This is a genomic window from Protofrankia sp. Cas3 (genome assembly GCF_963555955.1).
Taxonomy (GTDB): Bacteria; Actinomycetota; Actinomycetes; order Frankiales; family Frankiaceae; genus Protofrankia.
This window is the reverse complement of sequence record NZ_CAUVXP010000012.1, coordinates 21,359-43,672: the sequence shown is the minus strand read 5'-3', so window position 1 is coordinate 43,672 and position 22,314 is coordinate 21,359. Positions and strand designations below refer to the sequence as shown.

General features: G+C 67.7%; 21 protein-coding genes. 6 read left to right on the top strand and 15 right to left on the bottom strand.

Annotated elements, in window-relative coordinates; genetic code table 11:
* Nucleotides 1-66 precede the first annotated feature (66 nt).
* The 3 genes from U9983_RS04325 to U9983_RS04315 all read right to left on the bottom strand — a co-directional run bounded on the left by U9983_RS04325 (nt 67) and on the right by U9983_RS04315 (nt 3,622).
* Nucleotides 67-1,686 carry a metallophosphoesterase family protein gene (locus tag U9983_RS04325; protein WP_322752771.1) on the bottom strand — a complete coding sequence of 540 codons (1,620 nt, stop codon included), beginning with the start codon at nt 1,684-1,686 and terminating at the stop codon, nt 67-69.
* Nucleotides 1,687-1,826: 140 nt separating this feature from the next.
* Nucleotides 1,827-2,687, bottom strand: a complete 861-nt coding sequence (locus tag U9983_RS04320) for an ABC transporter permease subunit (protein WP_322752770.1) — start codon at nt 2,685-2,687, stop codon at nt 1,827-1,829.
* Nucleotides 2,684-3,622, bottom strand: a complete 939-nt coding sequence (locus U9983_RS04315; RefSeq protein WP_322752769.1) for an ABC transporter ATP-binding protein — start codon at nt 3,620-3,622, stop codon at nt 2,684-2,686. The genes U9983_RS04320 and U9983_RS04315 overlap by 4 nt, the downstream gene beginning before the upstream one ends.
* A 230-nt stretch (nt 3,623-3,852) precedes the next feature.
* Here U9983_RS04315 and U9983_RS04310 point away from each other — a divergent pair, with 230 nt between their 5' ends.
* Nucleotides 3,853-4,677 (top strand): DUF2127 domain-containing protein, encoded by an 825-nt coding sequence (locus U9983_RS04310; protein ID WP_322752768.1) that lies wholly within the window; start codon nt 3,853-3,855, stop codon nt 4,675-4,677.
* Nucleotides 4,678-4,781: 104 nt separating this feature from the next.
* On the opposite strand, the gene U9983_RS04305 is transcribed toward U9983_RS04310, so the two are convergent.
* Both U9983_RS04305 and U9983_RS04300 read right to left on the bottom strand, forming a co-directional pair.
* Entirely contained in the window at nt 4,782-5,804 is a 1,023-nt protein-coding gene (locus U9983_RS04305; protein ID WP_322752767.1) for a DUF2278 family protein, read from the bottom strand.
* Nucleotides 5,805-5,953: 149 nt separating this feature from the next.
* Complete coding sequence (locus U9983_RS04300; protein WP_322748362.1) at nt 5,954-6,346, bottom strand: DUF2237 domain-containing protein; 393 nt, start codon at nt 6,344-6,346, stop codon at nt 5,954-5,956.
* A gap of 444 nt (nt 6,347-6,790) precedes the next feature.
* On the opposite strand from U9983_RS04300, the gene U9983_RS04295 reads away from it, so the two are divergent.
* Nucleotides 6,791-7,990, top strand: a complete 1,200-nt coding sequence (locus tag U9983_RS04295; RefSeq protein ID WP_322752766.1) for a septum formation family protein — start codon at nt 6,791-6,793, stop codon at nt 7,988-7,990.
* A gap of 104 nt (nt 7,991-8,094) precedes the next feature.
* Here U9983_RS04295 and U9983_RS04290 read toward each other — a convergent pair whose 3' ends face one another.
* The 4 genes from U9983_RS04290 to U9983_RS04275 form a co-directional block, all read right to left on the bottom strand.
* Nucleotides 8,095-9,333: a glycoside hydrolase family 5 protein gene (locus U9983_RS04290; protein ID WP_322752765.1), complete on the bottom strand. Its 1,239-nt coding sequence runs from the start codon at nt 9,331-9,333 to the stop codon at nt 8,095-8,097.
* Nucleotides 9,334-9,588: 255 nt separating this feature from the next.
* A complete protein-coding gene (locus U9983_RS04285) occupies nt 9,589-9,864 on the bottom strand; it encodes a type II toxin-antitoxin system RelE/ParE family toxin (protein ID WP_322752764.1) in 276 nt (91 codons plus the stop codon).
* Nucleotides 9,861-10,142 carry a type II toxin-antitoxin system Phd/YefM family antitoxin gene (locus U9983_RS04280; protein WP_322752763.1) on the bottom strand — a complete coding sequence of 94 codons (282 nt, stop codon included), beginning with the start codon at nt 10,140-10,142 and terminating at the stop codon, nt 9,861-9,863. Before U9983_RS04280 ends, U9983_RS04285 begins: the two co-directional genes overlap by 4 nt.
* Nucleotides 10,143-10,210: 68 nt before the next feature.
* Entirely contained in the window at nt 10,211-10,819 is a 609-nt protein-coding gene (locus U9983_RS04275) for a TetR/AcrR family transcriptional regulator (RefSeq protein ID WP_322752787.1), read from the bottom strand.
* Between the two features lie 120 nt (nt 10,820-10,939).
* Here U9983_RS04275 and U9983_RS04270 point away from each other — a divergent pair, with 120 nt between their 5' ends.
* Together U9983_RS04270 and U9983_RS04265 are read left to right on the top strand one after the other, a co-directional pair.
* A complete protein-coding gene (locus tag U9983_RS04270; RefSeq protein ID WP_322752762.1) occupies nt 10,940-12,589 on the top strand; it encodes an FAD-dependent oxidoreductase in 1,650 nt (549 codons plus the stop codon).
* 78 nt (nt 12,590-12,667) lie between these two features.
* The gene (locus U9983_RS04265) at nt 12,668-13,639 is read left to right on the top strand and encodes a quinone oxidoreductase (RefSeq protein WP_322752761.1); all 972 of its coding nucleotides are present in this window, start codon (nt 12,668-12,670) and stop codon (nt 13,637-13,639) included.
* 49 nt (nt 13,640-13,688) lie between these two features.
* Here the strand turns inward: U9983_RS04265 and U9983_RS04260 are convergent, their stop codons facing one another.
* From U9983_RS04260 to U9983_RS04235, 6 genes are all read right to left on the bottom strand, one after another.
* Nucleotides 13,689-14,756, bottom strand: coding sequence for a hypothetical protein (locus U9983_RS04260; RefSeq protein ID WP_322752760.1), 1,068 nt, complete (start codon nt 14,754-14,756; stop codon nt 13,689-13,691).
* 183 nt (nt 14,757-14,939) lie between these two features.
* Nucleotides 14,940-17,090, bottom strand: a complete 2,151-nt coding sequence (locus tag U9983_RS04255; RefSeq protein WP_322752759.1) for an MMPL family transporter — start codon at nt 17,088-17,090, stop codon at nt 14,940-14,942.
* 425 nt (nt 17,091-17,515) lie between these two features.
* Entirely contained in the window at nt 17,516-17,818 is a 303-nt protein-coding gene (locus U9983_RS04250; protein ID WP_322748346.1) for a type II toxin-antitoxin system PemK/MazF family toxin, read from the bottom strand.
* Nucleotides 17,805-18,038: a hypothetical protein gene (locus tag U9983_RS04245; RefSeq protein WP_322748345.1), complete on the bottom strand. Its 234-nt coding sequence runs from the start codon at nt 18,036-18,038 to the stop codon at nt 17,805-17,807. The genes U9983_RS04250 and U9983_RS04245 overlap by 14 nt, the downstream gene beginning before the upstream one ends.
* A 317-nt stretch (nt 18,039-18,355) precedes the next feature.
* Complete coding sequence (locus U9983_RS04240) at nt 18,356-19,195, bottom strand: hypothetical protein (protein ID WP_322752758.1); 840 nt, start codon at nt 19,193-19,195, stop codon at nt 18,356-18,358.
* Between the two features lie 80 nt (nt 19,196-19,275).
* Entirely contained in the window at nt 19,276-19,806 is a 531-nt protein-coding gene (locus U9983_RS04235; RefSeq protein WP_416210488.1) for an RNA polymerase sigma factor, read from the bottom strand.
* 398 nt (nt 19,807-20,204) lie between these two features.
* On the opposite strand from U9983_RS04235, the gene U9983_RS04230 reads away from it, so the two are divergent.
* Nucleotides 20,205-21,485, top strand: coding sequence for a sensor histidine kinase (locus U9983_RS04230; protein ID WP_322752757.1), 1,281 nt, complete (start codon nt 20,205-20,207; stop codon nt 21,483-21,485).
* An 11-nt stretch (nt 21,486-21,496) separates the two neighbouring features.
* A complete protein-coding gene (locus U9983_RS04225) occupies nt 21,497-22,147 on the top strand; it encodes a response regulator transcription factor (RefSeq protein WP_322752785.1) in 651 nt (216 codons plus the stop codon).
* Nucleotides 22,148-22,314: the final 167 nt, after the last annotated feature.

The window sequence follows — 22,314 nt, the reverse complement described above, 5'->3', positions numbered from 1 at the left end:
CCAGGCCAGCCTCACATGGGCCTCCGGGCGTGCGACCAACCACCATCGCACGCCCTTTGGCCGGTGCTAACCGTCCATCCCGTGCCGGTGGTTGCGCGGACGTACGAGGGTGAAACGGTCGAGTTCGGTGTAGCTGGACGAACCCGCCGCGGCACCGAAGTGACTGACGGTGATCGTCGTCTTTCCGCCGGGCGCGTTGGGCTCGACGTCGAACGAGGCGAAGCCGTACGGGGTGGCAAGGTCGCGGTAGGCCGACCACGGCGCGGGTTCGGTCGTGGTCAGGGCCCGGTGCTGCGTCGTCGGGCTACCGGCCGCGACATCGTAGATCACGACGCCGTCGTGGGGTGCGTCGAAAGCGGCAGGCGGAGTGAAGGCGGGATGCCCGCCGCCACCAATGATCATGTGTACGGTACCGCGGGTCGTGTCGATGACCGTGGCGTCGTCGGCCTGCGGTGCCGGCGTGAGCAGCGAACTGCCGGGCAGGATTCCGCGCACGGGGAAGGTCCGTTCGAAATGGTGCTCGTGACCGCCGAGCACCAGGTCGACGCCGTACTTGTCGAACAACGGCACGAATTCCTGCCGGATGCCGAGGTCCGCTCCGTTGAAGTGGGCGGAGGACATCGCGACCTGGTGCATGAACACCACGATCCAGTCGATATCACGGTCGTGCCGCGCCGCCGCCAGCGTCCGTTCGAGCCAGGCCCGCTGCTCGCCCTGGCTGTAGCCGTGGATGTACGGGTTGGAGCCGGCGCTGGCATACGTCGGGACGTGGTCGCGGCGGTAACCGCTGAAACCGCCGTCCTGAAGGCACACGTCGTCATTGTTGATCGAAATGACCCGAACCGATCCGACGGTGAAGGCATACCAGTTGCCGGCGAAGTCGGGGACCTTCGAGTCATTGCACGGAAGGGCGAACCGGGTCTGGTAGGCGAGGTAGCCCTGCGGGCCGTTGCCGACCTCGTTCTCGTGGTTGCCCGCGCATGGCATCCACGGACGGTTGCGGGCGGAACGCATGTTGTTGTTGAAGAAGCTGCGCCAGGTCCCCACCGGGTCGTCGCTGACGTTGGCATAGCACAGGTCGCCGTTGACGAGGTGGAACAGCGGGTCGAGTGCCTCGACCGCGTCCACGATGTAACCGGAGTTCGCCGACCACGGGCCGAGGCCCTGTCCGACCGCCGCCGGTACGGCCTGGTCGCCGAAGCTGGTGAAGCGGAACCGCTTACGTCCGCGCGGCGCGGTGCGGAACGTACCTTCCACCGGCGGGGCGCCACGGTGGTGCACCGCGTAGGTGAAGTCGGTGTCGGACGCCAACCGGTCCAGCTCGGCGTGGTAGGTCCAGACCGTCTGCCCGGTCAGTGCCTCGACATAGACGCGCTCCTGCGCATCGACACTCGTCCCGAAGCCCGAACCGTGCCGCCCGAGGCGCAACCGCGGTTGGCTCACCCGCTCCGGCGTCGCCCACGACACCGTGATCTGGCTGGCCGCATCCGTGCCGAACTGGACATGCAGCTGCTCCGGGGACGGCGCGCCCGCGACCGTCGGTTGGCGTACCAACTCGGCCGCAACGCCCGGACGTTCCAGCAACGGCACGGCGGCGGCGGTGAGGCCCGCCACCCCGGCTGCGCGCAGGAGCGCACGGCGCCCCAACGCCGGCTGCGATCGGGCCACAGAAGGTTCCTCGCTCATGCTGATTCCTCCCCGTTGACACGTCGGCACGTCCTCCCGGCCGCGCCTGTGCGCATCCTGATCGCCCTAGCTGTCCGCGGGGCCAACACAGAGCGAAGGCCGGTGACCACCTGCGTGAGCGGTGGTCACCGGGACGTCATTCAGGCGTCCCGCCGCTGCAGCAGGACGGCGGCACCGGCAAGAGCCAGCAGGGCATACCCGCAGAACAGCGCGAGCCCGGTCCACGGTGACAACGCGGAGGAATCGTGCACCACATTGAGGATCGACTGTCCGGCGTTGCTCGGCAGGTACCTGTTGATGTGGTCCTGCCAGTCCGACGGCAGGAAGTGCACGATGATCGGAAGTATCAGGAGCAGCGCGAACAGGGTCGCAATCCCACCGGCGGTGCTACGTAGCAGCGCACCGAGGGCGACACCCAGCACACCGACGACCGTCAGGTACAGGCCACCGCCGATCACCGCGGTGAGGACACCCGGGTGCGACAGCGTTGTGGAGATGTGTTTGGACGCCATCATCGCCTGGCCGCCGGCGAACGCCACGAACGACGCGACAGTCATCAGCACAAAGGTGACCACGGCGAAAACCACTGCCTTGGCCCAAAGTACGGGCAGCCGCCTGGGTACCGCGGCCATCGTCGCGCGGATCATGCCGGTGGAGTACTCGCCACTGACGATCAGGACGCCGAGCACCCCGACAGCGAGCTGGGCGAGGAAGATGCCGCTGAGGCTCGTCAAGGTGGGATCGAAGAAAAGACGCTCGCCCGGATTCTCCTCGTCCCAATGGCTGGCGCTCCCCCATGAGATAAGGATGCCGAGCCCGATTGTGACCGCCAGCGCGGCAAGCAGCGAGTATCGGGTTGACCGAAGCGAGTGCAGCTTCGTCCACTCCGAGCGGATGACCCGCAGCTGGGTCACCCGAACCGCCGGTTCGCTCTGCGCCTGCATGCCTGTCTGCGCCTGCGGGCCGCTGCCGCCCGTGCCGGCGTCGGTCACCGCGGTCATGACGGGGTTCCCATCGCGGACTGCGCGGTGGGGACGTCAGCATGATATTCGACGCTGTCCCGGGTGAGATCCATGAAGGCTTCCTCCAGTGACGCCTGCTGCGGCGTCAGCTCGTACAGCACGATGCCGTTCTCCGCCGCCGTCCGCCCGACCTGATCGCTGGTGAGACCGGTGACCACCAAGGTGTCCGACGCGCTGGTCTCGACCGTCACGTCCGCGCTCACGAGCAGATCGCGCAGGCCGGACGCCTGCGGCGAACGGACCTTCACGGTGTTGGCCGACGCGCTGTGGATGAAGTCCGCAACGGAGGTGTCCGCGATCAACCGACCACGGCCGATCACGATGAGGTGCTCGGCGGTCAGCGCCATCTCGCTCATCAGGTGCGAGGAGACGAACACCGTCCTACCCTCGGCCGCCAGCCCCTTGAGCAGATTGCGGATCCACCGGATGCCCTCCGGGTCCAGGCCGTTCACCGGCTCGTCCAGGATCACGGTCGAGGGGTCGCCCAGCAGGGCGGACGCGATCCCCAGCCGCTGACCCATCCCGAGGGAGAAGCCACCCGCCCGTTTGCGGGCGACCTCCCGCAGACCGACCAGGTCGATCACCTCGTCGACCCGGCGTCGAGAGATCCCGTGCGTGTGCGCGAGCGCCAGCAGATGGTTGGCGGCCGACCGGCCGGTATGGACCGATCGGGCCTCCAACAGCGCCCCGACCTCACCCAGCGGAGCGGGAAAATCACGGTAGCGACGGCCATTGACCATGACCCTGCCACTGGTGGGCTCATCCAGGCCGATAATCATTCGCATGGTCGTCGATTTGCCGGAACCGTTCGGCCCCAGGAAACCCGTCACCACCCCCGGCCCGACGGTGAAGCTCAGGCCGTCGACCGCCGTCTTTTTCCCGTAGCGTTTTGTCAGTCCTTCGACCTCAATCACAGTGCGCCCTCCATGGCTTCCGGATGCTAGCGACCCCACTGACATTACGGTCCGCCGGTACCTCCACCAACACGTCCACCTACACGTCCACCGAGTGCCCTAAAGTCGATCTTCCGCCGCTCGTCACCACACCGTCGATCATTCAACTGCCGAGCTGACGGAAATCCGACGGCAGGCCCGCTTCACTGGACCTATGCCTGGCAGGCCGCCGACATCTACGATGTGCGGTCGTGGAGTGGAATCTGCGGACCTGCGCCCGTAAGGGCCATACCACCTACCGCCCGGATGAACCGGCTTTCGCCGACCGGCTGAGAGCTCAGACCCCGGTCGGGCTGGCTTGGCGGTGCCTGCGCTGCGGCGACTTCGTCCTCGGTGATCCGGTTGCGTCCGGACCGGCACAGGACGCGCCGGTCCTGCTGCGCGGCCGGGCACTGCGCGACGCGACGGTGCTGCGGCTGCTGGCGGTGGAACGCATCGTGCGCGCGATACTGCTGATCCTGGTCGGCTACGCCGTGCTGCGGTTTCGCCGATCCGAGGCTGACATCCAGGAGCTGTTCGACAAGGCGATCCCGGCCGCGAAGCCACTCGCCTCGGTCCTGCACCTGGACCTGGACAACAGCCCGACGATTGCACACCTACGGCACCTCATTCACACCAAACCGAGCACCCTGTTGCTGGTAGCCGCCCTGCTGTTCGGTTATGCGGTCATCCAGATCGTCGAGGGCGTGGGACTGTGGCTGCTGCAACGGTGGGGGGAGTACTTCGCCGTCGTCGCCACCTCGATCTTCCTCCCCTTGGAAGTCTACGAACTGACCGACCGAATCACCGTGTTGCGAGTCGGGGCTCTTGTCATCAACCTGGCAGCCGTCATATACCTGGTTTCCACCAAGCGCCTGTTCGGGGTACGCGGCGGCCGGGCGGCATTCGAGGCGGAACGGCACAGCGCGTCCCTGCTGGAGGTCGAGCAGTCGGCTGAGCTGCCCGATTGTGAACGACCCCGATATGAACTGTCCGAGGGTGAACTGCCCGATCGCGAGCTGTCCGGTAACCCCTGATTCGTCAATTTCTGAATACGCCCGAAAGACACGCGGCGCCGGCTGCGGTGCGGTGCGGTGCCCCCGGTTAGCCGGGGGCACCTTTCTCAGCAGACGACTGTTTCTCAGAAGACGACGGTACGTCCCTCCTCGGCTACATCCGCGGCGGTATAGGAGACACCGTCGACTTTCAGGCCGTCGCGGTCGAGGAGACTGATGATGCCACCGCGGTTACCGAGCGCCGCCGGTGGCGCGAGCGGTATCCGGCGGGTTTCCCCGGCCGACAACACGCCGTCGACGACGGCGAAACGGTGGCCGTCCCGGTCCGCGATCGACCATCCGGCGAGATCTACCGGCGCCACCCCGGTATTAAGGACGGTGACTGTTTCAGCTTCGGGCGCCGGGCCGACGGGGTTGACCAATGCGGCGACGATGCGGAGCAAATGATCGGGTGCACCGGACGTGGGCCGCCCGGGCGGGGGTGGGGTGATCCGCGCGAGGGTATGACCGGTGGTGTCGTCGGTGTGCCATGCCTGGGACTGGAATGCAAGGAAAACTGCGACCCACTGTTCTGCAGCGGGAAAATGGATGAGGATTGCACCGTCCTGCCACACCCCGTCATCGCTGGTGAACCGGCCGCTGTTGCCCTGATTCATATGGATGTCGTGGATGCCGTCACCTGGGGAGAACCCGAACACCTTGTCCGGTTTCCCCTCTTCCGGACCCCATCGCTGACCGAAGGCGTAGAGCCTGCTGTCCGGGTCACGGCTCGCCCGCAGCACATAGTGGTCGAGCTTGTCGGCAAGATCGTTGTCCGGGCCGGCGAGATCCGGCGGAAGGGTACGCATCGTCAGTCGGTCGAACAGATTCCCGCGGATGAAGTCGAGCGCCGCACCACCCGGCTTGCTCGGTACCGCGGTGAACCCGTCCGCCACCGCATCCAGCTCGGCCAGCATCGGATGCCGGAAATCCTCGTCGGCCACGTACAACAGCTCTGACGGGGGCAGCGCCGAAAGGACGTTGACCGCCACCCGGAAGTCCACGCCGCCGCCACGGACGTGGATCTGGTAGTGCGGGGTGTTTTTCCCGCCTTCCCGTCTCCGGTCAGCGACCCGACCGGCAACAACACCATAATCCGACAGCGGCATCAGACCCCCACAATCTCTCCGCGCGACGGAGCCTATTGGAAGCTGTTTTGAATCTTGGTGGAAACGGAGCGCATCAGAACCGTAACACTGCCGGCTGGGAATAGCTGTCGTATACGCGACGGCGTCACGCCGACGCCGGGAACGAACAGTCAGCCGAGCGAGCCAGGGTCGGCGGGCACGTCCACTGCATGTTTCCGGAGCGCCTCGAGCGGGACGATGTCCAGGGCTCGGGAGTGCGTGGCGGCCAGGACAACGGGCGCCGCAGCGCCGGCTTCATAGGCCTGCAACCACCGGGACGCAACCACACACCATCTGTCCCCCGGGCGCAGGCCAGGAAAATGGTATTCTGGCCGAGGTGTTGTGAGATCATTCCCGACCTGTCGCTGGTGCTGCAGGAACTCGGTTGTCACAACCGCACATACAGTGTGACTACCAAGATCTTCAGGACCAGTGCTGCAGCAGCCGTTGCGGAAGAAACCTGTCACGGGGTCGCTACCACAGGCCTCCAGTTTTCCGCCGAGTACGTTTCGTTCGTCCGCCACTGCCACCGTCTCCCATCCCCCCGGCCGTCGGTCATCGATTCCGTCGGCACGGATGACTTGCGTTGCCCTTGACCTGAGTGCCCAGCGACCTGCACCGGGTCGCGAGCCGTCCGACAACCCTACCGGCGGCCGACCCACGCCGATTGCAGAGTCGGCGTACCGGCGAACCGACAGGGCTACCAGACATCACAGCCGGCAGCCGCGACGGTCACCCGGTAGACGACATCGGGCCCGGATGATGCCCGAGATAGCAGTGGTTCCGCCAATTCACGATGCATCGTGCGTGTAGAGTCCGGAGTCGGATGTGCGCACCGGGTAGCCGACAGGCCTGGTCGAGCGCCGTCGAGGACGACCTCTACGGGGGCACCACGATCCACCGGCAGTCGGTGACACTCGCTCATAACACGACCATGACTGTTGGGTAGTTCGGGGAGGCCGACGACCGTGTCCAAGGACGACAAGCCGAGGGACGCGAAGGACGACGACCCGTTCGCCGGGCTGGTCCTCGACGCCGACTTCGTCGCTGGAGCGACGACCTACGAGGCGCCCGCCCGGACCCGCGAGGCGGTCGCCCGGTACGGGGCCGCGACCGGGCCAGGGCAGGCGCGGTCACCGTATAATCGGTCTGGATTTCGCCGGGCGAATCCGCTCCGGCGCCGCTGGCTTGTCGCAGTTGTGATCGTTTTCGTCCTGCTGCTCGCGGGCGGCTATGTCGCGTTCCGCGAGGGGGGCTGGCCATCCACCGAAGCCAACGCCACCTCATCCAGCGCTACCTCGACCGGGCAATCGCTGGCCGGGTCACCAACCGCAGGCCCGAGTTCAGGCACGGTCGCACTCGACAGGCAGTCCTATTCCCGCGGGCACTGCTACACCTGGAATCAGGACATCGCCTACCCGAAGGTGGACGAGGTGTCCTGCGCGTCGCCGCACCTGTTCGAGGCGATCAAGAAGACGAGCATCGACGGTGAATATCCCCCCGGTAGCGCCTATCCGACCGACGCACAGTGGGATGAGATTTCCGATCGCCACTGCGGGCCAATCGTGCGGGGTTTCCTCGGTTACCCGTTCGACCCATACGGCCGGTTCGCAAACGGCCCGATACGGCCCACCCGATCGGGTTGGGACACGGACGACCGGAACCTGGTCTGCGGACTGATCGCCGCTGCTAAGGGCTCCGGCCCTGGACGGCTGGCCGTCTTCACCGGGCTGGTCGAGGGCGCGGACCAGGCATGGGTCTATCCCGCCGGAACGTGCCTGGAACTGACCGAGACCGAGAACAAGGGTGAGGTTCCGTGCAGCGCGCCGCACCAGGCGGAAGCTACCGGAACAGCCACCCTGCCCAACACCTCGAACGGCGAGCCCCCGTCGGATACCACCTTCGCCGATCTCGTCGGCACCCGCTGCGATGCGGTGGCCACCCAGTTCCTGGGGCGGGCTTTTGCGCGGACCTCGACCATGCAGGTCGGCTGGCTCACGATTGCCGCCGACAGCTGGCGTGCCGGCACCCGCACGTTGACCTGCACAATCAGGTTCACGGACGCGGCGGGCCGGTTGGCCGCGGTCACCGGCGAGCTGACCCGTGGTGCGACAGCTGGTGCCGGGACCGTCATGACCTCATTGCGGTCGGTATCGGTATCGGCCTGAGTCAACCTTCGTCAAACCCGGCTGGCGTCCCCGATGACCAGAGGACTCCAGCCGGGAGAGATCACGCCGCAACGGTCACCCCGTCACGGTGTTCGCTCAGATTGTTATGCCCCCTGGTCGGCCTTCCACCAGTAGCTCTTGCTCGTGGCGTCCTTCCGGAGGTCGGGCAGGATGGTACTGATGTCGTTCTCGGTGTCGGTGATGTTCCAGCCGACCCACGAGATGCCCTGCCGCTCGAACACCTCGGCCGTCCAGCGGGAACCGTCGAAGGACGTCGCCTCCGCCACAACTCCCGCAGGCCCCATGAACTCGGTGCAGATGACCGGGTAGGAGGCCTTCAGCTTGACCCACGGCTGCGAGCTGGTCTCCCAGTATGCGTGGAAGCCGACCGACGTCTTCGACCAGTCGACGACCCCGTCAAACTGGCTGGCGATGCTGAGCATGGTCGGCGGTGAGTCGGCCCCGTAGTTGGCCGGCACGGCGAACGACAGGATGACTGTGTGGGTGTCCGGAGCCTTCGACCGGATCAGCCGGTAGATCTCCTTCTGGTCGGCGATGTTCTGCGCCGTGTAGTCCGCAGGACGCCAGGTGACCGGCTCGTTGTACAACTCGTAGAGCACGTTCGTCCGATTCGCATAGCGTGGCGCGATTGTGCTCCAGAATGTACGCAACCTTTCGATCGTGTACTGCTCGTTGGCGTCGGCCGCCAGAGCGGAATGATAGTCGATCATGACGTACATTCCGTGGGCGTCGGCCTTCGCGATGATTTTGTCCAGGTAGGCGGTGATCTGGGCCATCGTCGGCGACTCGGCCGCCTCGTTGAAGGAGACTGCGACCCGCACGGCGTTGAGATTGTTGGCCTTCAGGGTCGTCCAGAACGCGTCGCCGGTGGCAGCTTCACGGGCCCACAGGACTTGCGAGGCGCCGGACGAGTAGTTCAGGTACCACAGGGTGCCCGCCCGCAGCAGGGTCCCCTGGTCGGTCACCACAGTGTTGTTCCGTACCTGTACCCGGCCACGCACACCGGCGACCACCGTCGTCGAACCGCCTGTCGGTACCGGCGGCACAGGCTTGGCGCTGGCCGTCGGAACAGGGACACCAGCAGTGGTGGACGGGGTGGCGGTCGTGCTCCCGGGCACGGACGGCGGCGTCGGTGGCCGGGTGCCGGTGGTCGCTCCGCCCGGCCCGACCGCGGCCGCGGCGGTCGGCGAGGGAGTCGGTGGCCCGGCTACCTGGGTTGACAGGGGTCGGCACCCCAGCGCCACGAACAGCAACGCGAACAGGAGCACCGGCAGGTATACCGGCCTCTTCCGACGATGAGCGTGGTGCGTCGTAATGGACATACCGTCTTCCGATCTTCGTCGGGGCCATAGCAATCAGTAGCATGTCAAGCGTTCTGCGCAACATGACTACAACACCCGGCCGACTCTTCCTCCCAAGCAACCCGCGACCACCCAGCCGCGGCTACCCAGGCGGCCCCTCCGCCGACCCTCGGTAATCGTGTCAACCCCAGATCGATCGGTCCACATAATTGGGCGTCAATTGACCAAATCAAGCGGATGCGTTTTCAAAGCGTCGGCTCCATCGGCCGGCATCGTTCAGGTGTGGTACGCGTCACTACGATGGCGGACCGCGGTGACTTCGACGGTGTGACTGGCTTCATCGATGAGATAAATAATCCGATACGCGCCTCTTCGAGCTGACCGAAGTGGTGCCAGCGGCGGGTCGAGCATCTTTCCGACCCGGTACGGGGTATCGAGCAGCACGCCGGTGATGAATTCGTAGGCGGCTACGGCGACTTTCTCGGGCAGGGTTTCCGCGAGGGCGCGCGCGGCTGCCCGCGCGATTCGTAGCCGGTAACGGTCCGCAGTCACCCAGCGCGGCCGGCACGACGCAGATAGTCTGCCAGGCCCTCCTCATCGAGATAGTCGCCGGCGCGCACCTGCGCGAGCCCTTCCCGCACCGACGCCATGAGTTCGCTGTCCGCAAGGACCGCGATGGTCTCATGCATGGCTTCATAGTCGTCCGCGGCGACCAGGACAGCCGCGGGACGCCCGTTGCGGGTGATCTCATAGCGTTCATGAGTGGTCTGCGCATCGGTCACGATCTCGGATAGGCGGGTCCGGGCGTCGGCGAGCGGCACAGTCGTCATGTACAGAATTCTAGCGCACTCCCAATGGGTCGACAAACGACATCCGCGAGTGTTCCCTCGCCCGCGGGTCAGCCGCGGCGCAAGCGTCCAATCATGGTGAGCTCGTCGCGGATGGCCCTGCGCTGCCTGTCAGGGGTCCAGTGATCCGGGTCGAACAACGCCTGGGTGCCGATCCCGTGCACGAGCAGCAGCAGACGAGAGGCCGTGTGCTGGCTCTCGTCCGGGTCGAGACCGTTGTCGTCGCCCGTCTTGCAGCCCATCTCGTCGTCAAGGACACGCCCGATGCGGGCACGCGCGGTCCGCACGCGCTCGCGCTGCTCAGCGGCAAGTTCCGGGTCGAAGGCTGCGATCCCCCAGAAGGCGAACCACAGCCGCCAGTCCTTGCGGCGGTCGTCGTCGAGGGGAAGCAGCGTTTCGAGACAGGCCTGCATCGGCTGCCCGTCGGTGCCCGTGACCGCGAGGAAGCGGGCGAGCGACCGGGCCGAAGCCGTCCGATAGGTGGACAGCAGCAGGTCCCGCTTGTCGGTGAAGTAGTGACTGACGATCGCTGTGCTACAGCCGGCGGCATCAGCCACCTGACGGAACGTGAGCGCGTCCACGCCGCGGCTGGCCACCAGGTCGGCGGCGATCGCCGCGACCTGGTCACGACGCAGATCATGATCAATGTATCGGGGCATTGACACCGATACTACTTGGATATACAACAACTGTCATATGACAAGCGTCATATATAGGCTCGCCCGCTACCCCACCACTGTGCGGTGCGGTGCCGCGAAACCTCAGAAAGGGACACGGACATGGAGGTCTTCGACGTCGTCGTGCTCGGTACGGGTGCCGCCGGGTTGACCGCCGCGCTGGCCGCGCATGACGGCGGGGCGAGCGTGGGCCTGTTCGAAAAGGCCTCGCAGGTCGGCGGGACGTCGGCCTGGTCCGGGGGGATGGTCTGGATACCCGGCAATCCCCACCTGGGCGCCCTCGGCCTGACCGACAGCCGGCAGGAGGCACTGACCTACCTGGAGTCGCTCTCGCACGGGCTGGTCGATCCCGCGCTCGCGGCCGCATACGTCGATACCGGGCCCAAGGTGATCTCGTGGCTGGAGGAAAGGACGCCAGCCTCATTCACGATTATCAAGGACTTCCCCGACTACCACCCGCAGCATCCCGGCGCGAAGCCCGGGGGCGGACGCTCGATGGAGTGCCCACTGTTTCCCTTCGATCAACTCGGCCCGTGGGCTGACCGGGTGAGCGTGGGTTACCAGCTGAGCGGCAACATCATGATGAGCGAGACCTCGCTGGGCCGTGGCGCACCGGGCGGTGTTGCGACGCAGGAGATGGCCCGCCGGCGGGTCCACGACGAGCGCGGCGCCGGCCAGGGGCTGGTCGGCGCCCTGCTGCGTGGCTGCCTGGACCGCGGCATCGAGCCGCGGACCGAGAGCCGGGCGCAGGCGCTGGTCGTCGAGGCAGGTCGGGTGGTCGGCGCACGGTTCGAGGCGGCCACCGGCCCCTTCGAGGTCGGAGCGCGAGGCGGAGTCGTTCTCGCCACCGGCGGCTTCGAGCATGATCCGAAGCTGGTGCGCGCGTTCATCCGCGGCCCGCTCGACCGCGCCGTGTCCGTCCCGACCAACACCGGTGACGGCCTGCGGATGGCCATGCGCATCGGCGCGGACCTGAACAACATGCGGGAAGCCTGGTGGGTGCCGACGATCGACGTCGTGCATCCGGTGGCCGGCATCGTGCCCTGGCAGGTCAACGGCGAGCGGTCCAGACCGCACTGCATCATGGTCAACCGCGGCGGGCGACGCTTCACCAACGAGGCGGCGAACTACAACGCGTTCGGAGCGGCCTTCCACGTACTCGACGTCTCCACCTTCGAGTACGTCAACCACCCCGCCTGGATGGTTTTCGACCACCACTACCTCACCCGTTACGGTCTCGCCGGGCACCGCCCGCCCGCATCCACGCCCGCCTGGATCATCCAGGCGTCGACCGTCACCGGGCTCGCCGACGCCATTGGCGTTCCCACCGAAACGCTGGCGGCGACCGTCTCCCGCTGGAACGAGCACGCCGGCCACAGCGCCGACCCCGACTTCGGCCGGGGCGACAGCGTCTTCGACCGGTGGTGGGGTGATCCGGCCTTCGGGGACAGCGCCGCGGCAACGATCGGCCCGCTGGACACGGCGCCCTTCTACGCCGTGCAGGTCCACAGCGGCACGCTCGGGACCAAGGGCGGACCGCGGACGGATCCCGACGCCCGGGTCCTCGACGTCGACGGCCGGATCATTCCCGGTCTGTACGCGGCGGGCAACGCCATGGCGTCCGCCATGGGTATGACATACGGCGGTGCCGGCGGCACGCTCGGCCCGGCCATCGTCTTCGGGTATCTGGCCGGGCGCGACGCCGCCGCCAGAGTGCACCCCCACGCCGTTGGTGGCGACCTCGCGGGTTGACCGCACCCTGGAACCGTCGCCGGCCTGGGAACGCGATCCGGACAGGCGGTTTTCAGCGGCAGCCGTGAGGATGTACGCATGCGCGCAGTCGTTGTCAGAAAGCACGGCGGACCGGCTGTACTTGAGGTGAGCGACCGGGACGCCCCGCACGCCGGTCCCGGCCAGCTGGTCGTCGACGTCGAGGCGGCCGGCGTCAACTTCATGGACATCTACCAGCGACAGGGCAACCCGCACTACGTCGGGGATCTACCCTACGTTCCCGGCGCCGAGGGCGCGGGCACCGTGGCGACTGTCGGGCCGGGCGTCACCGATTTCACCGAGGGCGACATGGTCGCGTGGACGGGCGTGCCGGGCAGCTACGCCGAGCAGGTCGCCATCCCCGCCGACCGGGCCGTCCCCATCCCGGACGGGGTCGCGCCGCGGCTGGCCGCAGCCGTCATGTTGCAGGGCATGACCGCCCACTATCTGGCCAACAGCACCTACCCGGTCGCGGCCGGCGACCCCGTGGTCGTGCACGCGGCGGCCGGCGGGGTGGGTCTGCTGCTCACCCAGATGGTCAAGATGCGTGGTGGGATCGCCGTCGCCACCACCTCAACGGCTGACAAGGCCGAGCTCGCCCGCCACGCCGGAGCGGACCACGTCACCGACTACGAGGACTTCGCCACCGTGGTACGAGAGGTCACCGACGGCGTCGGCGCGGCTGTCGTGTACGACGGCGTCGGCCGGGCGACCTTCGACGAGAGCCTGTCCGCCCTTCGTCCACGCGGCTACATGGTCCTCTACGGCGCGGCCAGTGGGCCGGTTCCTCCGCTCGAGCTGCAGCGCCTCGCCGGCGGCGGGTCGTTGTTCGTCACCCGCCCGACGCTTGTCCACTACATCGCCAGCCGTGATGAGCTGCTGAGCCGAGCTAATGATCTTTTCAGCTGGATCGCGCGGGGCCAGCTTGAGGTCCGCATCGGCGGCACCTATCCACTCGACGGCGCTGCCCGAGCGCATGACGACCTCGCCTCCAGACGCACGACCGGAAAACTGCTGCTGCTTCCTCGTTAGCGCTCGGGGGACTGCGGCCTCCGGGCCTCCGGGCCTCCGGGCCACCGGGTCACCGGGGCGGTTTGCGCATGATCAGCGGCGGTAACCTGAAGTCGATCAGCGATCGGTCGGTGGACCAGGGAGCGTACGGCGCCTGCGCAAGCATGCCAAGGGCGATCAGCGGACGGTCGTAGTTGACCCGCCAACCGGCCCAGTCCCGCCATGCCTGGTCCCGGTCCGCCCGGACGGGCAGGCCGGTGTCGGCGAAGCCGTCGACGACCGCGTCCCACTCGTCCCGGGCAATGCTGATCGGGTCTTCCGGCCGCGGATCGGGCGAGTAGGAGATCATGAAAAAGTCCGCGATGCGCCGTAGCGCCAGGTACCCCGACCGGATACACAGCTCGGCTTCGACGTCCCGCGGGACGTCCAGGACCGCGGTGAGGAAGGCCGCGGAGTCGAGGACGGCGCCGGCTGCGGTGATCCAGGAATGGTCGGGCTGAGGTGATCGGAAGAACACCAGTACCGAAAACGATGTATGGGTCTCCTCGATGTCGACGAACCACATCTCCATCTCACCCCAGGTCGCGGTCAGCCGGTCGAACCGCTCAAGGCGCCATGCACGGGTGAGTAGCTCGAAACCCGTGGGAGGGCTCCCGGCCCGGACCTCGAGCTTGGCGACCATGGCCTCCCGCCGGCTGAAGGAGCCGTAGATCGCCGGCAGGAAAGAGATCAACAAGGTGACCAGAAGAAGGCCGATCGAGGCTTCGACGAAGGCGAGCCCGATCGACAGCATCCCCTGGGGTGCGTCGAATCCCAGCGTGAACAGGGACGATCCTGACATTCTGAACGCGTCGCCGAGGCCCCGGGCCGGCTCCGCGGCCCACTGGGCGAGGACGAAACCCCCGTAGACCAGCAACAGCCAGGACTGCAACAGGAGCAGCAGGACGAACGGACCGTAGTTGGCATACACCCGGTCACGTAAGTCATACGTCGGGGCACGGCCCACCCGGAGCCGGAACGCCCACCGCACCAGCACGAAGACGAACCGGCTGAGCCGGGAGGGGACCCCGCGGGGCAGCACGGTCGTACGTACCGCCGACAGCACGGTGGCGATGACGACCGCCAGACCGGCGAGCACGCCCACAATCCTCACAGCGATCACTGCGAAAGCCAGGCGCGCATGACACCGCCATCAATGATCACTATCCGCGGGCCGAGGTGGCAGGTGCTTCAGGTTATACCGAGCGTCGGTCGAGACGCCCATGCGACGCGCGGCTCAGCCTGCTTTCCGATCGTGGCTCAAACGGCTCAGGCGGCCTCTTCACGCCACGCGGGAGGCCGGCTCGTCGGCACGGATGCGGCGTCCGGCGGCCGGCGTCCACCGCGTCGGGAACCACCAGTTCCAGTCGCCGAGAAGCTTCATCATCGCCGGGACGACGACAAGCCGGACGATGGTCGCGTCGACCAGGATAGCGGTGGCCAGGCCCACGCCGAGTTCTCTGGGTGAGGTACCCCCGGCAAAGGCGAATGAACCGAAAACGGTGACCATGATAAGTGCGGCAACCGTGATCGTCCGAGCGCTGGCAGCCAGACCCTGCCCGACGGCGGTGGCATTGTCCGCGCCGGCAAGATACCGCTCGCGGATGCGGGTCAGGAGAAACACCTCGTAGTCCATCGACAGGCCGAATACAATCGCCAGAAGCAGGACGGGCACGATCGAGTCGATATACCCGGGCGAGGAGAAACCGAGCCAGTCGAGCCAACCCCACTGGAATATCGCGACGAGGACCCCATAGGCCACGCCAACCGAGAGAATATTCATCATGACGGCTTTGAGGGGCAGCAGCACGCTACGGAAGAGGAAAATCAGGACCAGATAGGAGAAAACCAGAATGAAAAGAACAATCTTCCAGAGATCCCCGAAGATGGCTCGGTCCATTGCGACTTCGAACGAGGTGGTACCACCGATGTCCGCGTCCTTTCCGCTGAGGGCCGTCACCGTGGCGAGCAGGGCGCGGGCCTGGTCCGATTCGGGGTCGGCGGCGGGGGTGACCTCGACGAGATAGTGCCCGGCGAAAGCGACCGGCGGCGCAACGGCGGCGACCCCGTCCAATCGGCCGACATCCGCGGCGATCCGGTCAGCCGCCTCCTTGCCTGAGACGACGAGTTCCATCATTCCCAGCGCGCCCGGTCCGGCCAGCGCCGTGAGCTGGCCGGTGGCCAGCCGGACTTCCGCGTCGGGAGGAAGCTGGTCCAGGGCACCGTTGCGGGTGTGGATGCTCAACAGCGGGCTTGCCGCAAGGAGCAGGACCGCGACGCCGGCAGCGAGGAAGGCGACGGGCCGACGCATGACCATCCCGGCCCAGCCCACCCAGAATCCGCCGTCACCATCGGTCAGTCGTCGCTGCACGTGTCGTCGCTGGACGTGTCGTCGCCGGATGCATTGCGGGAAACGGATGCGTAGCCGTTCGATCCGGGGTCCGGCCAGGGCGAGCAGCGCGGGCAGCAGGGTGGCTGTGGCCAGGACCGCGACACCGACGACGATGATCGCCCCAGCCGCCATGGAACGGATCGCGTTGACGTTGACGAACAGGAGGCTGGCCAGCGACACGATGACGGTCGCACCCGAGTAGACGACCGCCGTGCCGGCGCTCGCGAACGCGCCGCGCAGTGCCTCACCGCCATCGCACCCGGCACGCAGTCGGGCCCGGTAGCTGGCAACCACGAACAGGCAGTAGTCGACGGCAACCCCGATCCCGACCATCGACGCGATGTTGGTCACGTAGATCGAGATCTCGAACGAGCCCGCGAGAAAATAGATCGCCGCTCCGGTCACGGCAACAGCGACCAGGCCCAGCGCTATCGGGGTCAGCGCGGCCAGCAGCGTCCCGAACGCGGCAAGAAGAATGAGAAGCATCAGCGGGAAGCTGACCGTCTCAGCCCGGACAGCCTGCTTCCTGGAGACCTCCTGGAAATTCGACCACATCGCCGCCTCGCCGACCACCCGCGTCGACACGCCCGCGCGATCGGCGACCAGTGCCCGGCGGAGCTCGGCCGCGAAGTCGAAGATTCTCTCCTGTTCGACCGCGCGCAGGGGAACGAGTGCGGCGCGTCCACCGTCAAAGCGCTGGACCGGACCACCCGAAAGCAGCCTTGGATAGCGCCGGAGCTCGGTGGCAACCTCTTCCAGCCGGTCGTCGACAGCGGCGTTGTTCGTGCCCTGGACAAATACGGCGAGTGGTTCGCCCTCCCGGCCGGGAAACTCCTTCAGTCTCTCCATCGCCAGTGCGGCCGAGCTGCCGGGAACGTCCCAGCCGCTGCCGGAGAGGCGGCTGGTCTGCGTCGCGGCGAGCGGCACGGCGACAATGAAGAGCACGAGCCAGACTCCGATGAACAACAGCCTTCGGCGTGCGACGAAACCGGCAAGGATATCGAGGAACCGCTCAATACGCCCAGACCGAGCGTTGCCCACAAATTTCCCCCTTTCGGCTGTCGTGACACCGACCGCCGGGTCCGGGCGTGCAGAGCGGATTTCCGCACAAACGAGGATGCGACCGCCCAGCTTGCGGCACCCGTCCTCGGACGCTTGTGATTCCGCGTCCTGCCCCCCGGGGAGTCTGCCATCGCGGGCCGCGGTCCAACGTCACCCTCGACCGGCGTTTCACCGCCCGGCGGCGGACGGCTCAACCCGACTCCCCTCCGGTGAACTCCCGCGCCCCGCCGCCATCACCAGCCGGAAAGCGCTCCTACCAGCTGCGGGATGATCGAGGCGGCCGCGTGGAGGTGCGGCCGCGTGGCGGTGCGGCCGCGTGGCGGTGCGGCCGCGTGGCGGTGCGGCCGCGTGGCGGTGCGGCCGCGTGGAGGTGCGGCCGCGTGGAGGTGCGGCCGCGTGGAGGCTCAATGCCCGAGGATGCGGCGGAGGATCTGGTCGACGCGCTGCCACGCCTCTGCCGGAATGGGCCCGAGCCGGTGAGACAGGCCAGCTGTCGGGATCCACGCGATCAGCTCGGGTAGCACCGTGCCGGGGATCGGATCGGTGATCCCCGCATCGGCGGCGTAGTCGTCGTGAGGCAGGGGATCGCCCGGAATGACGGGGCAGGTGACCACTCGCCCGGTGCCGGCACTGTTGTACATGTCAGCCGACACGATCAGTACGTAGACCGGTGCGTCGGCCCGCGCCCACACCTCACCCTGTTGCACGCTGGCGCAGCTCCTCCAGGCGGGCGTACTCGCCGTCCAGATACGCCGGTGTCATGCCGAGAGCAACGTTGCGCTCCTGCTGCCGAACAAACCGAGTGGTCCAGATGGACTCCGTCAGGGTCTTGTCCACCCAGGCCGACAAAGTGAGCCCCGCGGCGGCGGCCTGGGCGCGGGCCTCCGCCAGCGTCGCGGTCCGCACAGACACGTTGAGATTCGGCATGTTACACAGCATAAGGCGGTCCATCGCAGGCGTCGTCAGTCCTCCATCCGCCCGCGATGCAGCTGACGCTCCCACCCGGCGGGTGTGACAGCGGCGAGGCCTGCGGCGCTGAGAGAGTCGGGGCCTGGCCCTACCGCATCCGGCCGGTGGCCGTACCCCACCGGCCGGATGTCGGGGCCTTGCCCGGTCACCGTCCCCCGGGCGAGGCCTCACCGCTGCGCCACCCACCCACGGCCGACGGTGGCTCACGTCAGCCTGATGCGACCGTGCGCCTTCTGGATCATCGCCCGCATCGACCAACATCCATCAGACACGCCCTAGTCGCCGTTCGCTGTCGTCGTGGCCGAAGCTTCCAGGGTCGTGCCCGGAGCCACGGTGACCGTGGCCTGCCCCGACGCGGGCTGGCTTCCTTCGGAGTCGTCAGCCTGGCCTTTTGTCTTCTTATCGGTTCCTTTGGTTGCGTGTCCCTTGCCGTGGCCAGCTGACTGGCTCTCGGGTTCCGCGGTTGGTGTCACTGTGCCGGTCGGGTTCGCGCTCTCCCCCGCGGCACGATCGTCGGCGAGTGCTGCCGCACAGTAGGTAGGGACCTGCCCCTTACCTCCGGCGGCGGTGACCAGTGCGCTGTAAGCCGGGGTGTCGAGGGCCGTGCCGGGATTGTCAGCTGCACCGGCCGTGTAGGCGCGGCATAACCCCACCAGCGATGCCGAGACGGCTGGACTGGCGTTGCGCCCATGGCCGGATGACGTCGCCTCATGAGCCCAAGCCAATACGGAGGCGGAGGCGGACGTCGCCAGCTGCGCGGCAGGAGAGTCACTCCCCCCTGGCGAGGGCAGGACAACCGTGCTGGCGACAACAGCAAAACCACCAACAGTAGTGGCTGCGACCACCGCTGTGACGGCCTTGACCGTCAGGAGCTTCCCAACGCCGATGTTGATCGGCGAGTCGCGCCGAGGCTGGGTGGCGGGAGCCAGACGTGCCTCCCGGAAGGCGGCAACAGCCGATTCCTCGCCAGCGAGCTCACCGACACGAGCCGAACCGGCCGCGGCCGCGAGCAGGTCTGCGAGGGAACCCGGACCGGCCTGCCGATTGACCGTGCCGCCGCGCAGCATCCGCTCTGCGTCGTCCCGGCCAATCTGACGGGGTCGGTGTGTGCTCATCTCATGTCCTTCAGCGTCGGATCCGTCAGCGTCGCGGCCTTCAGCGTCGCAGCCCCTGCTGACGCCAGACCCAAATAAGATCATTGTGACGGGAGTCGCGGGTGGCCCTGAGCGGTCCCGTCCACGACGCCATCCCCGGGCTGTCCGACCTGTTCGGCGAGGCGGCGTAGCCCGCGGTACGCCGCGGTGCGGACGGCACCTGCGCGTTTGCCCAGCACCCGCCCGGCGGTCTTCGCGTCCAGACCCATGACCACACGCAGCAGTACCGCCTCGGCCTGGTCCCGCGGCAGAGCTGCGATCATCTTGAGCGCCGCATCGGTGGACACCGCCTCGAGCGCACGTCCAGCGGTGTCGTCATCGGCCGCCATATCGACCATATGTTCGAACGGTGCGCCGAGCTGAGGGCGGCGCCGTTGCCGACGCAGGTGGTCCAGGGCGCGGTGGCGGGCGATCGTCGCGGCCCAGCCGCGGAACCCGTCGATGTCCCCCTGAAGGGACGGCAGGTCTCGGGCGATCTGCAACCACGCCTCGGATGCGACATCCTCCGCGTCCTCACCGACGAGTGCGCGCAGGTAGCGCAACAGCCCGGGCTGGACCGCCCGGTAGATCATCCGAAACGCATCCTCGTCACCGCGTTGTGCCTCACCGACGGCGGCCGAGAGGTCCTCGGCCGCCGTCGGTGATCGCTCGACGCCCCCCAGTCGCTGATCGGCGTCCGCTGGTAACCGCTCGACCTCCCGGCACGACTCCTGGCCCTGTCGGGGGGTACGGGCAGGGGCCGACGTGGAGCCGACAAACCATTGCCGTGGAAGGTCGATGCCGACGGTGCCGGCACCTCCGTCACTCGACTCCGCGCTCTGATCCACCAGCGACATAATGGGGCACGCCACATAGGACGTGCACAACACCCAGAACACCGATATCCGCTGGAAAGATCACGACTGTCGTGACGTGAGCGCAGCCATCCGCGCTGGCAGTAGGTGCCTGCCGTACGTCGAGACGAGCAGCCGTGCCTACGCCCGCGGACGGATGCCAGGGCGGTCCGGGCGCGGCTACCGTTGTCGGAATGGACGGTAAGCCGATGGTCACGATTGGCCGGTGGCTGCACGCCGATGTCCTACCGACCGCCGTCGCGGCGACGGTGCTCATCGCCGGCTCGTCCAAGGCCGGGAAGGATCAGGTGCCACCGCACCGATCGATCGATGCCGCCGGCTACGTCCTACTCGCGCTTGCCGCGGCCGGGCTGATGGTGCGCCGCCGCGCCCCGATGGCAATGTTGATGCTGGAGAGCCTGCTGGTCGGGGGATATCTGGCTGCCGGCTATCCGCACGGCCCGGTGTTCCTGACCGTGGCGGTGGCCGCCTACACGGTCGGGCTGCGGCTGGAGCCACGGGCGTCGGTTGTCGCCGCCGGCGTCGCAACCAGCCTCCTGGTCACCGGTAGCGTTGTCGCTGTCGCGTCGGGTTACGCCGACGGCGGCTGGACGTATGTCTTCACCCTGACCGCCACCGTGGTTGTGGCTGGCGTTCCGGCTCTGATCGGCGCGCTGCTGCGCAAGGCCCGGCAGGCCGCGGCGCTGGCGGACGAAGAGGCGACCAGACGCCGGATCGACCAGGAACGACTGCGGATGGCCCGCGAGGTGCACGACGTCGTCGGGCACAGTCTGTCCGTCATCTCCTTGCAGGCCGGGGTGGCGCTGCACGTACTCGACCGCCGACCCGAGCAGGCGCAGGTCTCGCTGGAGGCGATTCGCCGCACCAGCGTCGAGGCGCTCGAAGAGCTGCGAGCCACCCTCGCGCTCACCCGCGCCGAGCGAACGCCACTCACCGGTCTGGGCCGCCTGCCCGGCCTGCTCACCGAGGTGCGCCTGGTTGGCCTACCGGTCGAGACCGTTGTCGAAGGCAACCTTGCCGCGCTGCCGGCCGAGGTCGACCTGGCTGCCTTCCGGGTTGTCCAGGAATCGCTGACGAACGTGCTCCGCCACGCCGGTCGGTCCCGGGTGCACGTAGAACTGCGGCTGACGGCCGGTCAGCTCACCGTCGACGTCACCGACACGCCCGAGCCGTCGGACCTGCCTGCGCCATTGGATGCATCCGCCGGGCAACCCGCGCCCCGCGGCACACTCGACCGATCCGGCCACGGCCGATCCGGCCACGGCCTTGCCGGCCTGCGGGAACGCGCCGCCGAGCTCGGTGGCTCGGTCAGCGCCGGCCCGCGGCCCGGGGGCGGCTGGCAGGTACGGGCCGTCCTGCCGACGGTGACCACCGCGTTGAGCGGGGTCACGGTATGACCGGCGCGCAGCTGATCCGCGTACTGATCGCCGACGACCAGCCACTGATCAGATTGGGCCTGCGGGTACTCATCGAGACCGAGGACGACCTCGAGCTGGTCGGGGAGGCCGACGACGGGCGGGCCGCGCTCGACCTGGTCCGGCGCGCCCGACCCGACGTCGCCCTGCTCGACATCCGGATGCCGGTGCTCGATGGCCTTTCCGCGCTGCGCGCCATCACCGAGGACCCGGATCTCGCCCACACCCGGGTCGTCATGGTCACGACCTTTGAGCTGGATGAGTACGTGTTCGAGGCGCTGCGCTGCGGGGCCTCGGGGTTCGTGCTCAAGGACGCCCCACCCGCCGACCTGCTGCGGGCGATCCGGGTGGTGGCCGCCGGTGATTCTTTGCTGTCACCGACGGTCACCCGGCGGGTGATCAATGCCTTCGCCCGCCGACCCGCTCCCGCGTCCGCACCCGACCTGAGCAGCCTCACCACTCGCGAACGGGAAGTGATGGGCCTGGTCGGGTGTGGACTGTCGAACGAGGAGATCGCCACCCACCTGGTCATCAGCCCGGCCACCGCCCGCACCCATGTAAGCCGGGTCATGGTCAAACTCGCTGCCCGGGACCGGGCACAGCTTGCCGTCCTGGCGAACCAGGCCGGGCTGGTCGACACCTGAACCAGCGTCCCCGGCGCGCCAGCCCCCGAGTCACCACGGCCCCGGGTGCCGCCACGGTTCCGGTCCACCGCGGTCCGCCTCTACGCAACCGGCCCATCCACATACGCGCGGATGGGTAGGCCAAGTCACCCCGCTGAGCGGACGACACGACAGGCCTGGTCGGACGA